Annotated in this window: 9 protein-coding genes and 1 pseudogene; 4 read left to right on the top strand and 6 right to left on the bottom strand. The window is 70.0% G+C overall.

The window, feature by feature from the left end; translation table 11 throughout:
• The first annotated feature begins 346 nt into the window (after nucleotides 1-346).
• The 3 genes from KK483_RS01730 (at nucleotide 347) to KK483_RS01720 (ending at nucleotide 6,100) form a co-directional block, all read left to right on the top strand.
• Nucleotides 347-1,198, top strand: a complete 852-nt coding sequence (locus KK483_RS01730) for an endonuclease/exonuclease/phosphatase family protein (protein ID WP_262003103.1) — start codon at nucleotides 347-349, stop codon at nucleotides 1,196-1,198.
• A gap of 535 nt (nucleotides 1,199-1,733) precedes the next feature.
• Complete coding sequence (locus KK483_RS01725) at nucleotides 1,734-3,704, top strand: SpoIIE family protein phosphatase (protein ID WP_262003101.1); 1,971 nt, start codon at nucleotides 1,734-1,736, stop codon at nucleotides 3,702-3,704.
• Between the two features lie 245 nt (nucleotides 3,705-3,949).
• The gene (locus tag KK483_RS01720) at nucleotides 3,950-6,100 is read left to right on the top strand and encodes a SpoIIE family protein phosphatase (protein WP_262003100.1); all 2,151 of its coding nucleotides are present in this window, start codon (nucleotides 3,950-3,952) and stop codon (nucleotides 6,098-6,100) included.
• A gap of 129 nt (nucleotides 6,101-6,229) precedes the next feature.
• Here KK483_RS01720 and KK483_RS01715 read toward each other — a convergent pair.
• The 6 genes and pseudogenes from KK483_RS01715 to KK483_RS01685 form a co-directional block, all read right to left on the bottom strand.
• A pseudogene (locus tag KK483_RS01715) lies at nucleotides 6,230-6,505 on the bottom strand (transposase); the annotation flags it as partial.
• A 1,590-nt stretch (nucleotides 6,506-8,095) separates the two neighbouring features.
• Nucleotides 8,096-8,611 (bottom strand): cupin domain-containing protein, encoded by a 516-nt coding sequence (locus KK483_RS01705; RefSeq protein WP_262003096.1) that lies wholly within the window; start codon nucleotides 8,609-8,611, stop codon nucleotides 8,096-8,098.
• A gap of 201 nt (nucleotides 8,612-8,812) precedes the next feature.
• A complete protein-coding gene (locus KK483_RS01700; protein ID WP_262003095.1) occupies nucleotides 8,813-9,505 on the bottom strand; it encodes a hypothetical protein in 693 nt (230 codons plus the stop codon).
• 81 nt (nucleotides 9,506-9,586) lie between these two features.
• The gene (locus KK483_RS01695) at nucleotides 9,587-10,723 is read right to left on the bottom strand and encodes a type III polyketide synthase (RefSeq protein WP_262003093.1); all 1,137 of its coding nucleotides are present in this window, start codon (nucleotides 10,721-10,723) and stop codon (nucleotides 9,587-9,589) included.
• A gap of 47 nt (nucleotides 10,724-10,770) precedes the next feature.
• Nucleotides 10,771-11,310 carry a nuclear transport factor 2 family protein gene (locus KK483_RS01690; protein ID WP_262003091.1) on the bottom strand — a complete coding sequence of 180 codons (540 nt, stop codon included), beginning with the start codon at nucleotides 11,308-11,310 and terminating at the stop codon, nucleotides 10,771-10,773.
• Nucleotides 11,307-12,242, bottom strand: coding sequence for an aldo/keto reductase (locus KK483_RS01685; protein WP_262003089.1), 936 nt, complete (start codon nucleotides 12,240-12,242; stop codon nucleotides 11,307-11,309). Before KK483_RS01685 ends, KK483_RS01690 begins: the two co-directional genes overlap by 4 nt.
• A gap of 279 nt (nucleotides 12,243-12,521) precedes the next feature.
• On the opposite strand from KK483_RS01685, the gene KK483_RS01680 reads away from it, so the two are divergent.
• Nucleotides 12,522-13,772 carry a cytochrome P450 gene (locus tag KK483_RS01680; protein WP_262003087.1) on the top strand — a complete coding sequence of 417 codons (1,251 nt, stop codon included), beginning with the start codon at nucleotides 12,522-12,524 and terminating at the stop codon, nucleotides 13,770-13,772.
• Nucleotides 13,773-13,903 lie beyond the last annotated feature (131 nt).

Here is a 13,903-nt window from a genome sequence, read left to right as displayed (position 1 = left end):
AGCGGCCCAGGCGAGCATGCACAGCAGTGATCACTGCCCGCACGGACGCAGCCGATCAACTGCCCTGCCCGGGAAGGGGACATGATCCAGGTGTGTCTCCGGGGTGTCGACCAGCACATCACGGGACAGCTCGGCGACGGCCTCGGCGCGCGGCCCCGTCGCGCCCGCCTGCGCCGGCGCGGAGCCGCGACCCGGGCGCGGAGGAGAGGGGAAGACGGGGCGGGACTTCACCACGTGGCCATCTGAGGACGCCTGCCCTCCGAGTGTGCGTCACCGTGAGCGGTTAATGTGCCCGATCGTCACCCGCATCCCATCCGCATCCCACCCGTCTTCAGGAGCCGCTCACATGCGTCCCGCCCCGCTCACCGCCGTCCTCGCGCTGGCGGCATCGGTCACCGCGACCGCCATCACCGCGCCGGCCGCCTCGGCCGAGGCCCACAAGACGGTCGGCCTGCGCGTCGCCTCGTACAACATCCACTACGGCGCCGACAGCGGCAACGTCTTCGACCCCGCGCGCACCGCCGAGGCCATCCGGGCCATGGACGCCGACATCGTGGGGCTGCAGGAGGTCGACGTCCGTTGGAGCGACCGCTCCGAATTCCGTGATGTGGCAACGGAGTTGGCGAACATGCTGGATATGTACGTCTCCTTCGCTCCCATCTACACGACGGGAGAGGACGGCGGCTTCGGCGTCGCGATCCTGTCGCGCCACCCGGTCCGCAGCGCCGAGAACCACGACCTGACGCGGCTGTCCACGCAGGAGCCGAACCCCGTGCCGAAGCCGATGCCGGGCTTCCTCGAGGTCGTGGTCAAGGTGAAGGGCACGCCGGTGCACGTCTACACGACGCACCTCGACTTCCGCAGCGACCCCGCGGTGCGTGCGGCCCAGGTCCGCGAGACCGTGGACATCATGGCGGACGACTGCTCGCCGAAGGGCAAGTGCCCGGCCCAGGTCCTGACGGGCGACTTCAACGCGGGCCCTGACGCGGCGGAGCTGTCGCCCCTGTGGTCCGGCCTGACGGATACCTGGACGGCGTCGGACCCGGGCTTCACGTACCCGGCGGTGACGCCTGAGAAGCGCATCGACTTCGTGACGGTGTCCGACGCCTTCACCGTCCGCAACACCGTGGTCCCGCAGGCCCTGGCCTCGGACCACCGCCCGGTCCTGGCGGAGTTGGCGCTGCGCCGCCATCACTAGACGGTCTCTTCGAGCGACCGAGCGACCGAACGGCCGAACGGCCGGACGCCCTTGATTGATGGACCGTCCGACGCGGAGCGGGAGTTCGTCCGGCCGCTGCTGCCTGAGCCCTTGCCGGGGCAAGCAGAAGCGGCTGGGCGCCCGCACCGCGCTCGACGGGTGTCCCGCCCCGGCCCGGGACGGCCGCCGGGTCCGACCCGCCCACGTGGTGGGCGACCAGGAGCCGCAGCTTCCGGGGCTGACCAGACCCGCAACCGACTTCGGCGCGCCGGCCACCACGGGTGATTGCGGCCTGCAACCGGAGGCCTCTTTCCCGTAACGGACGACCGGCAGGGCCGGTGCCGCCGCACCGTGCGCCGCGAAGGCGCCGCCTGCCGGTCAGCCAAGGAGCGGCACGGGTGAATGGGGCGGACGATGACACTGAAGGGTGTCTCTGGCGTTCGCCGCGTGGCGGGGCGTCCCGCCGCTGCGCGGCAGGCCCGGCGCTCGGGTCCGGCTCCCCAGTTCCCGGCGGAACGGTGTGGAGGTGGTTGTCGTGGTGGGCGATGCCCCGCTGATGGTCGTCGACGACGCGGGCACCGTCGTTCAGTGGAGCATCGAGGCCGAACGGTTGCTGGACCTGCGGCCGGAAGAGGCCATCGGGCAATCGGCGGTACGCCTCATGATCCGCGCTGCCGACAACGCGGGGTCCACACTGCGCATGGCCGGGGACTTCACGGTGCGCTCGCTGTCACGAGTGGATGACTCCATGGTGTGGGCCGTCTACCAGGCACCGAAACCTTCCGACGCCGACGAGCGCGCGAAGGCAACGGCTCGGTTCCGGGTCCTGGACGCGGTGCGTGAACACGTGGGCAGCAGCCTCGATGTGGTGGCGACCTGCCGGGAACTGGTCGAGACGCTGGTGCCGGACTTCGCCGACGTCGCCGTGGTGGACGTGGTCGATGCGGTCGTCCGAGGCGAGGAGCCGCCGCTGGGCCCGCTGCGAAGGGACGTCCCGTTGCGGCGCGCGGCCTTCTGGCCCAAGGGGTACGAGCAATGGCAGTCCCACCCCCTGGGGGACATCCGGCCGCTGCCCTTTCCGTCACCGTACGGGCAGGCGCTGGCGGACCTCAAACCGCGCGTCGTCTCCCTCGGCCCGGACGTTCCATGGCTGCGGGCCGACCCCGTGCGCGCGAAGTCCATCGGTGAAGCCGGTGCCCACACCTTGATCGCCGCCCCGCTGACGGTGCGCGGCACGGTGCTGGGGTTGCTCAGCCTCTATCGCGGCGGGAAGACCTCCGCCTTCGACGCCGAGGAAGTGAAACTGGCGCTGGAGCTGGCCTCGCACACCGCCTGGTGCGTGGAGAACGCCCGCTGCTACGTCCGCGAGCACACCATCGCCGCCGCCCTGCAGCGCCGGCTGCTGCCGCCGCACCTCTCCGAGCAGACCGCGATGGAGACGGCGCACCTGTACACACCGGGCAATCAGGGCGGCGGGGCCTGGTTCGACACCTTCTCCCTCTCGGGGGCGCGCACCGCGCTGGTGGTCGGTGAAGTGGCCGGCCGGGGCATCTACGCGGCGACCACCATGGGGCAGCTCCGCACCGTGGTGCACACCCTGGCCGCGTTGGACCTGGAGCCCGACGAGCTCCTCGCCCGTCTCAGCGACACGGCGGCGCGGCTTGCCGACGAGCGCGCGGCGCTGCCCCCCGGTGACCCTCTGCACCAGCAGGCGCTCGAAGCGAGCTGCGTGTTTGCCGTCTACGACCCTCTGGCGCTGACCTGCACGTTCGCGTGTGCCGATCACCCCACGCCGGTCATCGTCCAGTCGGGCAAGGTCGTGGACGTCCCCGATGTGCCGACAGGGCCCCCGCTGGGCAGTCCCGAAGGGTCGCCCTTCGCCGCCACCACGGTGGACGTCACCGAAGGCAGTGTGATGGCCCTGTTCACCAAAGCCCTGCTGCCCGCCACACGGCCGGGCGCGCCCGGGGACGACGAAGCCGAGATCCGGGACGCGCTGGGCGAGAGCGATCGTCCCCTTCAGGACCTGTGCGACCAGGTCCTCTACCGGCTGCATGAGGTCCCTCCCGCAGGAGACGCCGTTCTGCTGCTCGCCCGCAGCCACGCGTTCCCCGTCGACCGGGTCGCCGAGTGGAACCTTGAACGCGACCCTTCGGCGGCCCACGCCGCACGGGATGCCACCGAGCGTCAGCTCGGCCGCTGGGGAGTGGACGAGGAAGCCACGTTCGCCGCCAACCTGATCGTCAGCGAGCTGGTCACGAATGCACTGCGCTACGGCACCGGCCTGCTGCGGCTGCGCCTCATCATGGGCCGCACCACCCTGACCTGCGAGGTGCACGACGGGAGCGCCGCAGCGCCGCGGCTGCGGCACGCCAAGACCCTCGACGAGGGGGGACGCGGGCTGTTCCTCGTCTCGCAGATTGCCGAGAACTGGGGCACCCGCTACGTACGGAACGGCAAGCTCGTCTGGACCGAGCTGGCGCTGCCGTCGCGGCAGGACCCGTGACGCACGGGATCCGCGGCGCCGGATCAGCTCCGGATCAGCTCAGGATCAGCTCCGGGTCAGCTCCGGATCCCTGCCCTCGCCCCGTCCGCGCCCGCGGAGCATCCGTCGGGTTCGCGATGGGCGCCTTCTCCCGTTTATCGATAATTTGGAACTGCGCGGAGCTTGTCCGGTGCTGCGGGCAGCGCGGTCGGCACCCGTGCTGCGAGCGGCCAGAGAGCGCAGGAGAGCAGGAGAGGGGAGCCGTCATGGAACGCCCCACTCCCGCCGTCGCCGGCGGGCTCGAGCAGCTCGCGGGCCCTTTCCGGCGTGCCATGCGGGAGGCCGGTGCCTCGTCGGGCTTTGTCTACCTGCTCCCCCCGGGCGAGCGCGTGGTACGCCTGGCCCTGGTCTCCGGGGCCTCCTGGCGTATCGCCGCGCCCTGGGCCCGGGTCACGACGGACGATTCCACGCCGCTGACCGACGCGATGCGCGAGCGCCGACTGGTGTGGGTGGGCGGCCAGGAAGAGATGGCGAGTCGCTATCCCAAGATGGGACTCGCGCTTCCGTACGAATTCTTGCTGGCCGCGGCTCCGTTCACCAGTGGTACGAACCTCTGGGGCGGGGCCGTGTTCCTGTGGCCCGTGTGGCATCCTCCGCAGTTGCGCCCGCGCGAGCGCGACACGATCGACGCCTTCTGCCGAGGCGCGGGTCTCCTCCTGCAGCAGGCGTCCGACCAGGGCACTCCGCTGTTGCCCGCCTCCGAGCCCCAGATCCTGCCCCCATCCCCCTCCCGCACGACGGACCGGGGCGAGACCCTGGAGGCGGTCGAGTTCATCGAACGACTGCCCATGGGCTGCTGGGCTCTCGACCTGGACGGCCGGATCACCTACTCGAACGCTGCCGCGGCCGAGCTGGTCGGCGCAGGCGCCGCCGAGGTGATGGGCACCAGGCCGTGGGAATCCCTGCCGTGGCTACAGGGTCCGGACTTCGAGGAGCGCTACCGCGCCGCTGTGCTCAGCCATCGGCCGACGTCCCTCACGGCGCTGCATCCGCCCGACCAATGGCTGACCTTCCACCTCTATCCAGGCGCTTCCGGCATCAGCGTCCACATCATCGCCCGCCCCGCCGGGCAGGAGACGCCCGCCGCCGACGGGGGGTCCCCGGCGGAGCCCGGCGAGTCCGCCCGACACCACTCGCTGATGCACCTGGCGGCCACCCTCACCGAGGCCGTGGGGGTCAACGATGTGGCCGCCCTGGTCGCCCACCAGCTCGTGCCCGCCTTCGGCCCCCAAGGGCTCGCCCTGATGGCGAATGACGAAGGCCGCCTGCGGATCCTCGGCCACAGCGGCTACAGCTCCGAGTTCCTGGACCGGTACGACGGCGCTCCCCTGACCGCCGACACCCCGCCCACCCACGTCCTGTCCACCGGCGTGCCCACCTTCTTCGCCAGTTTCCGGGACTTCAAGCGCGCCTACCCCGGCGCCGTGCGCTACGGCTCCAGGGACGCCTGGGCCTTCCTGCCGCTGATCGCCTCCGGGCGCTCCGTCGGAGCGCTCGTGCTCTCCTACGACCAGCCGCGCCCCTTCCCGCCGGCCGAACGGGCCGTCCTCATCTCCCTGGCCGGCCTCATCGCCCAGGCACTGGACCGGGCACGTCTCTACGACGCCAAACACCAACTCGCCCACACCCTCCAGACCGCCCTGCTGCCCAAAGCCCTGCCCGGCATCCCCGGACTCGACGTGGCCGCGCGCTATCTCCCCGCGGGCCAGGGCCTGGACATCGGTGGCGACTTCTACGACCTGATCCCCTGCGATGGAGCCGACGCCACCGCAGTCATCGGCGACGTCCAAGGCCACAACGTGACGGCAGCCGCTCTCATGGGCCAGGTCCGCACCGCCGTCCACGCCTACGCCACCCTCGGCACACCCCCGGGCGACGTCCTGGCCCGCACCAACCGGCTCCTGACCGACCTCGACCCGGGACTGTTCACCAGCTGCCTGATCGCCCACCTCGACCCGTCCCGCCGACACGCACGGCTGGCCACCGCGGGGCATCCCCCTCCACTGCTGCGCCATCCCGACGGCCGCACCGAGATCCTCCGCCTGCCGCCCGGCCTGCTGCTCGGCATCGACCCGAAGGCGGCCTATCCCGCGACCGACATCCCCCTGCGCCCGGGCACGGTCCTCGCCCTCTACACCGATGGCCTGGTCGAAGCCCCCGGCGCCGACATCGAGGCCACCACCGAGGCCCTCGCACAGCTGCTCGCGCACGCGGCAGATCCGACCATGGACGATCTTGCCGACACACTCGTCCATTACAGAGGCCGTCCGGAGCCGTGCCACGACGACATCGCCCTGCTCCTCATCCGGGCGACTCCAGAACATCGGAGCGGCGTCGACGACGCCGGTCATCGCTGACCCGTCCGCAAGAACGAGGCGCGGCCTCAGGCCGTCAGACTCTGATGGCCACGGGAAGGTGTCACCGGGAAAGGGGCCTGTAGGTTCGCATTGGGTCTGTCAAACGAGCGGTGTCACTGGGGTCGATGGCTACTGACGGGCCGCGGAGAGGCGGCCGTCGAAGGTGATGTCGAAGGCGTTCAGTGCGGTCTTCCAGCGCGTGGTCCAGCGGGCCTGGCCCTTGCCTGTGGGGTCGAGCGACATGATGGCCATGTAGACAGACTTCAGGGCGGCTTGCTCGTTCGGGAAGTGTCCGCGGGCCTTGACCGCTCGGCGGATCCTGGCGTTGACCGACTCGATCGCGTTGGTGGTGCAGACGATGCGGCGGATCTCGGTGTCGAACCGCAGGAACGGGGTGAACTCCTCGCGATGCGGGACGGCGACCTTGAGCATGTATTTGGACCGCATCGCCCATCGCAGAAAGGCGTGGGTCAGGCGCCGTGCGGTGTAACCACCTGCGTACCAAGTATCAACATCGGCCTGCGTGCACTCGGCGAGGGACCGCCCTCGCTCGGCGAGGTGATCGAGAAAGGCGATCGCGAGACGAATCTCGTTGCGGGCCTGCTGAACCTGCTTACTGGTGAGCGGGCCGCGGTCGGCCGGGGAGTTCAGGCGGCGCTGAACGTGCCAGGTCGCGAAGAGCTCCAGAAGCCGCCGGTGCCCGGCGTCGCCGACGGCAGGCAGTTTCTCGGCGAGCCACCGCTGGAACAGCAGCAGCTGCCGGTCAGCCGGGGGCAGGACGCCGCTCTGCATGAGCAGGTCGCGCAGGTAGGCGACCGATCGCCAGGGGGTGAGCTGGCTCAGGCCGTCGTGCGTGAGCGGAACCTCTTTCGAGGCGAGAGCGCGCAAGTTGTGCTGGGTGTGGGGCTTATTGGTCCAGGTCAGGGTGCCCCACGGGCGGCGGATCTGCCGCAGGGCGTCGAACAGCGGGAGGAGTTCAGCGTGGATGGAGCCGGTGCCGTCGTCGAGGAGTTCGCGGAGCCGCTCGGTCAGGACGCATCGGCCGCAGACCCCGCGCCGGTATCGTCTGGCCTCCTGGCCGCATTGCTCGCAGAAGAAGTCACCGATCCCGCCGGCGCAGTCGGTGCAGAGCTTCCCGCCGTCCGGCGCGAGGCCGGGAGTGAGCCGCTCGACTCCGCATCCGGTGCAGGTCCCGTAGGTCTCCAGAGCTCTGGTCATGCAGCTCTGGCAGATGTAGCCCTCGGGTCAGTGGTTCGCCCCCAGCCGCAGTGCGCGGTCGCAGCGGGTGCAGAACAGGTCCTCGGCGCGGACGCGGGTGCGGGTCATCCTTCGGGCCGGATGCGGGCGCGCTTGGGACGGACCGCCGACAGGTCGACGACCGCATCGCCGGTGGCGACTCTGCGGACGGTGGGTTCTCTGCCCTGGTGGCGATCAGGTCGGCCGGGGTGCAGTCGAAGATGTCGCCGAGGGCGGCCAGGACCGGGAGCGACAGCCGTTCGGGGGGGGGTCCCAGCCACTTGAACCGCCTGTCCGGCCCGTCGCAGGGCCTGTGGCCCTGCCGCGACCCCAATGCCGACGAGGAGGGCAGGTACTGGTCGCTGGTCGCGGCCGCATTCCGCACGTGGCTGGCCCGGGTGCTACCTGGGAGCTATCGCGGAGGTGTCCTCTCTGCCGGGACGCGGGTTACGCGGGCGGGTTCGTAGCGTCGTTTCCGGAAGCGGGTCAGGGCTTCGAGGCTTGACCGGGTGGCGGCCAAGTGGGGCCGTCGAGCCATTGGATAGCGGCCGCCCTTGACGGAGCGCAAGCCCCTCCAGACTGCTTTCCATCTGTCATGAGGGCTTCGCGATGACGTGGATGGCGGCACTCGGCGAGGGCCGTAACGCCGAGAACGGGAGTCACCGCGGGCCGTGACAGCCGGCCGCGTGACGCTCTGCTGCGGCGACCGGGCCCACACTCGGCCCGAGACCGGAAAGTCGCCCTTGCTCTCCCAGGCGATCAGCCCGGACGCATCCACCCGCTCAGGCGCGCGCGGTTCCACAGGTCGCTGTGGGTGAAGTAGGTGTCGTACAGCTCTTGTACGTCCATCAGGGACTCGCGTGGCAATTCGCCTTTGGCGATACGCTCCATGTGGCGGAAGTATTCGAAGCGATCGATGCCCGGTGTAGCGACGATGAGGATGTCGGCGTCCTCGCCGGGGGCAGCGGCGAAGGCGTGGTCCATGCCGGATGGCACGACGACCAGGTCGCCGCGTTGCGCGGTCACCACTCGGTCGCCGGACAGGAATTGTGCAATGCCGTCGAGGAGGTAGAACATTTCCACGGAGCGGGCATGGCGGTGGGGCGCCGGCCCGTTCGCACCGTCCAGCAGTGTCACGCGCTTGGTGGAGAGGGCGCCGCCCGTGGAACTGCCGTCGGCGAGGAGCTGGAGCGTAACGGGTGCGCGGCCGATGGTCTCTGCCTCGATCGAACGCACGATCACGGACTCGTCGAAGGCAGTCACGATCAGGGACATTGCTGGCTCGCTCTCTACACGTGGACAAGGCTCTGCCGCAGGCTGGTTCCATCCGGCGGGGCAACTGGCACGCAGGCTTGTGGAGCCGGGCACCTGTCCAGGCACGGTTCAGGGTGCCAGGTACCGGACGACGGTCCGCATGGAGCCGTCCGGAACCTGGGCCTGTTGATTCACGGGGTGAGGCCGACTGCGTCCAGTGGGCTAGTAAATGCTGAAGGAGTCGGTGCCCGTCTCATGCTTGATTCCGGTGGTGCCGCCGGAGCACGCGTTGGGTGTGGTGGCGTTGACGTCGCCGTGGAAGACGTACGTGCCGTTTACGCCAGGTCCGGCAGTCACGTCGGCCATGGCCTTGACGATGCCGTCGCCGTGTTCCTTGTCGTTGATGGGGAAGGTGCCGTTGGAGAGCGTGCTGGTGGCGACGATGGCGCCGAGTGCGTTGCGCCACTTGATCGTGCCGGTCCAGGAGGTACTCGAGGACGAGGGTTGAGTGCAGGAAGCGGTCTCGGTCACGTTGACGGTGACGGTCGCACCGGGGTAGGTGATGGCGCCAGGGACCTGGATGGCGCCGTTCATGCCGGGCTTGCAGCCAGTGGTTCTGTTCAGAGTGCCCTCGGTGTCGTCGACGCCGTAGTGGCTCACGCCCGTGACGTGGTGGACCTCGGTCGCGTCCTTGAGGCCTTCGGTGAAGTCGACTGTGTGGTGGCCGATACACGTGACCAAGGGGTGCACGGTGTCCGCCTGGGAGGTAGGTGCGGCTGCGATGAGGGCGGCGCCGAGAGGAAGGAGCGCGGTGGTTAGGACGGCGACACGGCGGATGCTCCGAAGAGGCATGGACAGACCTTTCAGTTGCTGTGGGCCCACGTTCTGCGTCGGCTCGGGGACGGAGACGATCACAACATGAACGTTTCTTCTTACGGTGCGTGCCCGCCGGGATCATTCGCTCATTCCCTCGTATAGCCCTCACGCGTGCGAGGGTCAGCCGTTGGTCCAGGTTCCGAGGGTGATCTCCGCTGTGATTCCGGGGCCGAACCCGGCCAGCAGCCCTCGTGCCCCCTCGGGGACGAGGCCGCTCTCGGCGGTGCGCCGCAGGGCATCCAGGACGACGGCGGAGGCGATGTTGCCGTATTGCGTCAGCGTGTCACGGCTGCGTTCGAACATGGCCGGCTTGACCCCGAGGTGGCGGGAGAGGTCGTCCAGAATGCGGGGGCCTCCGGCGTGGATGACGTAGAAGTCGAGGTCCGTCACATCCCACCCGTGCGCGCCGCCGATCTCCACGAGTGCCGGCGCCAGGTCCTGCATGGTGTGCGGTACGCGCCGGTCGAGGAGAAAGTGGAAGCCGGTCGGCTTGACCGCGTACGAGATCCACTCCTCGGTGCCTGGGACCAGGTGGCTGCCGTTGGCTTCCAGGCGCATGCCTCGCCCGCCGCGCCCGCGTACTACGGCGGATGCCACCGCGTCGCCGAAGAGCCCGTTCGACAGGAGGTTGCCAATGGTGAGGTCGGTGGGCTGGTAGCACAGGGAGCAGAACTCACAGGCGACGATCAGTACGTTGGCCCCGGGGTGGGCCAGGAAGAAGTCGTGGGCCCGGTTGATCGCGGAGCCGCCCCCGGCGCAGCCCATCTGGGCGATGGGGATCTGCCGGGTGTCGGTCCGGAACCCGAGCTCGTTGATCATCCACGCGGTCAGCGAGGGCATGGTGAACCCGGTGCAGGAGACGAGGACGATCGCGTCGATCTCCCGGGCGATCAGCCGTGCGTTCGCCAGCGCGGTGTCCACGGCCGCGGGGATCCTGCGCTTGGCCTCCCGTACGTAGGTCTTGTTGCGTTCCTCGAGGCCGGGGTGGTCGAGGGTGACCTCGATGGGCTGGACCAGATGCCGGGTGCGGACACCGGTGTTCTTGATGAGGCGCAGGGCGAGGGGGAGGGCCTCGTGGCCGGGGTGGATCCGGGCGGCCAGCTCCAGGGTCTCGTCCAGGGTGATGACGTGCTCGGGCACCTCGACCGCGGGCGTGCACAGCACCGGGCCGACGGGGGCGCGTGCGGCGTCGGAGCGGGGAGACGTTCGAGGTCTGGTGCCGCGGGGTGTCAGGGCATGGTCGTCGTCGGTCGTCATGAGCGCTCTCATTCTCAGCGGAGGGACGGGAGCCCGGTTTTCCCGGCTCAGGGGGCGACCGCGCCCCGGCGCGGGTGTGACGGCCCGTCGACGGGTGCGGGGACAAGCGCGGGGCCGGAGATGCGTGACGAGGCGGAGCTCAGCCGGGCGTGCAGTGCGGCGGGTTCGTAGGCGTTCTGCCAGTGTTCGACGATCAGGCCGTCGCGGAAGCGCCAGAGCCCGCAGAACGGGAACGTAACGGCGCCGCCGCCGATGGTGGCGCTGAAGATCCCGGTCACCGCGGCGAAGAAGTCGTTCGCGGCGATCGCGTCGATGGCAGCGGTCAGGGTGCCGCCGGTCGCATGGTGCAGAGCCCTCTCGCACTCAGTGACGGCCGCTCTTCCCTGGATCCGAGCCGGCAGGTCGAGGCCCAGGTCGCGATGGGCCAGGTGGTAGACGACGTCGTCCGCGGCGTGGTCGCCGATGCGCAGGAGGTCCGTGTAGAGGGTCCGCAGAAGGGCCTCGTGCAGGTGCGGTGCGCTCGGGCCGGCGGTAGCGCCGGTAACAACGCTGCCAGCGGGCGCGGAGTCGGCGGCGCCCCCGGTCATGCCCGCTCCTTGACCGGGCGGCGCCCCGCCAGGCCGTTGCCCTCCAGCGCGGAGTCGATGAGCCTCAGTTCGTCCTCGCCGAGGGTGACCTGCGCGGCCCTCATGTTCTCCTCGAGGTGGCCGATCGAGGTCGTTCCGGGGATCAGGAGTGTGGCGGGCGAGCGCTGCAGCAGCCAGGCCAGGGCGAGTTGGGAGGCGGTGGCTCCGCACTGCGCTGCCACGGCGGTCAGCGGGCTGGTGGGGCCGACGAGCTGGCCGTGGCCGAGGGGGAACCACGGGATGAACGCGATGCCGTGGTGCTCGGCGTACTCCAGGGCGGCGTCACCGGTGCGGTCCGCGACGTTGTACAGGTTCTCCACGACGACGATGTCCGCGTACTCGGCGGCCTGCGCCAGCTCTTCGCAGGTGACTTCGGGCTGGCCGGACAGGCCGATGTGGCGGATCTTGCCTTCGGCCCGCATCTCGGTCAGCACGCCGACCTGTTCCGCGAGGGGGACCAGCGGGTCGATGCTGTGGAGCTGGTATAGGTCGATGCGTTCGACGCCGAGGTTGCGCAGGGACATTTCTACCTGCTGGCGCAGGTAGGCGGGCCGGCCGAGCGGAGTGATGTACTCCCGCCCCGGCACTGTCCAGTCCGAGGGACCGCGCCGGAGCAGGCCGCCCTTGGTGCAGACGACGAGGTGTTCCGGATAGGGGTGCAGGGCCTCTCGGATGATGCGCTCGTTGTCGCCCGGGCCGTAGCAGTCCGCGGTGTCGATGAACTCCACGCCCAGTTCGACCGCGCGCCGCAGTACGGCTTTCGCGTGCGCGGGATCCGGGTAGGGCCCCCACATCCCCGGTCCCGTCAAGTGCATCGCGCCGTAGCCGATGCGTCCGACCGTCAGGTCCGTACCCAGCCGGACCCGTTCGGGGGATGTGGTGAGAATGCTCATCGGCTGCCTCCCGCAGGCAAAAGGGCACCCATCGCACCGGGGTTCCGCACGCACGCTGTCGTGACGCCGACCCGGGCAGAGCGCCCAGATGGTTTGCTGCCACGACGATGCACCAGTCGAGGGAACGATTCGCCGCGTCCCTCCGGTGCGGGAGGTGTTTTCCCCTGTGCGGCCCATTCCCGCCCCACCGGTCCGGACCGCAGTCTGAAGTAGCCCGGCATACGGGCGAATCCAGGCGGCCGCGGCGAAGGTCACCGCGCGGCCGGGAACTCCCACCTCATGAATCCGAGCAGCACGACCAGCCTCAGTTCGAACACCACCACCACCGACGAGGCCGAAGGCAGCAGTGGCGCGCGGCACTGCCCGTTCGACTTCTCCGACGCCCTGGCGTTCGATCCAGTGATGGGCGAGATGCTCCGTGAAGCCCCGCTGACGCGGGTCCGGATGAACCACGGCCAGGGCACCGCGTGGATCGTCACCCGGCACGCCGAGGTACGCCAGGTCACCAGTGACCCCCGCTTCAGCCGTGCTGCGGCCGTCGGACGCGACTACAGCAGGATGACCCCCATCCCCATCGCTCCCGCCGACGCCCTCATGATGCTCGACCCCCCGCACAGCTTCCGGATCAGAGCCGCCCTCGCCCGGGCCTTCTCGACGTACGGCACCAGGCGCCTGCGCCGGCTCGCCGACGAGTCCGTCGTCCGGCTCCTGGACCGCTTCACCGAGGCTGGGCCGGGTGCCGACTTCGTCCGTGAGGTCGCCGCCCCGCTGCCCATGTACACCATCTGGGACGTACTGGGCATTCCCCAGGAGGACCACCGCTCACTGCGGGCACGCATCGACCCCATCAAGGACACGGACGACCGCGAGGACACGCACGCCCACCAGAGCGTCCACGACTACCTGCGCGAACTCGCCGCCCGGCGCCGCAGCATTCCGGCCGACGACCTGCTCTCCGCGCTCCTCCACCCGCGAGGCGGCGCCACGGCTCTCACCGATGACGAGGTCGCCGCGCTGGCGGTGTCGCTGATTCTGGGCGGTCACGACAACATGACCAACCAAGTAGCGAACATCACCTACACCTTGATGGAACACCCCCACGTGTACCGCCTCCTCGTCGACGAACCCGGGCGGCTGAACTCCGTCCTCGACGAGGTCCTGCGCCACATCCCGTACCACCGCGGGGTCGGCACCCCGAGGATCGCCATGGAAGACGTGGACCTCTCCGGCCACCGGATCGCCGCTGGGGAGGTGGTCTACGTCTCCTACGTCGCCGCGAACCACGACCCCCACCACTTCGAAGACCCCGAAGCCCTCGTCCCCGGCCGGTCCCCCGTCGACCACCTGACCTTCGGCTGGGGCCCCCACCGCTGCCCCGCCACCGCCCTCGTCATGGTCGTCCTGGAGACCGTCTTCACCCACCTCCCCCGCACCCTCCCCACCCTGCGCCTGGCGGCGGCCCCGGACGACATCCCGTGGAACGCCACCTCTGTCCTGCGCTCACCCCTCACTCTTCCGCTCACCTGGTGATCACCCGGCCTGAAAGGGCCATGGAGGGCTGTACAGGTGGCCTGGCTCTCCCCAGCCGCGGATACGAGCGGCGCGAGATGTGGTTCGTACGCTCCGGGCAGACCCCGTCGAAAGGCCGGACCCGTGGATCG

Origin of the sequence: Streptomyces sp. FIT100, from assembly GCF_024584805.1 — a bacterium.
Classification (GTDB): domain Bacteria; phylum Actinomycetota; class Actinomycetes; order Streptomycetales; family Streptomycetaceae; genus Streptomyces.
Note: the sequence above shows the minus strand (reverse complement) of the source record. Positions and strands in the feature narration are given on the sequence as shown.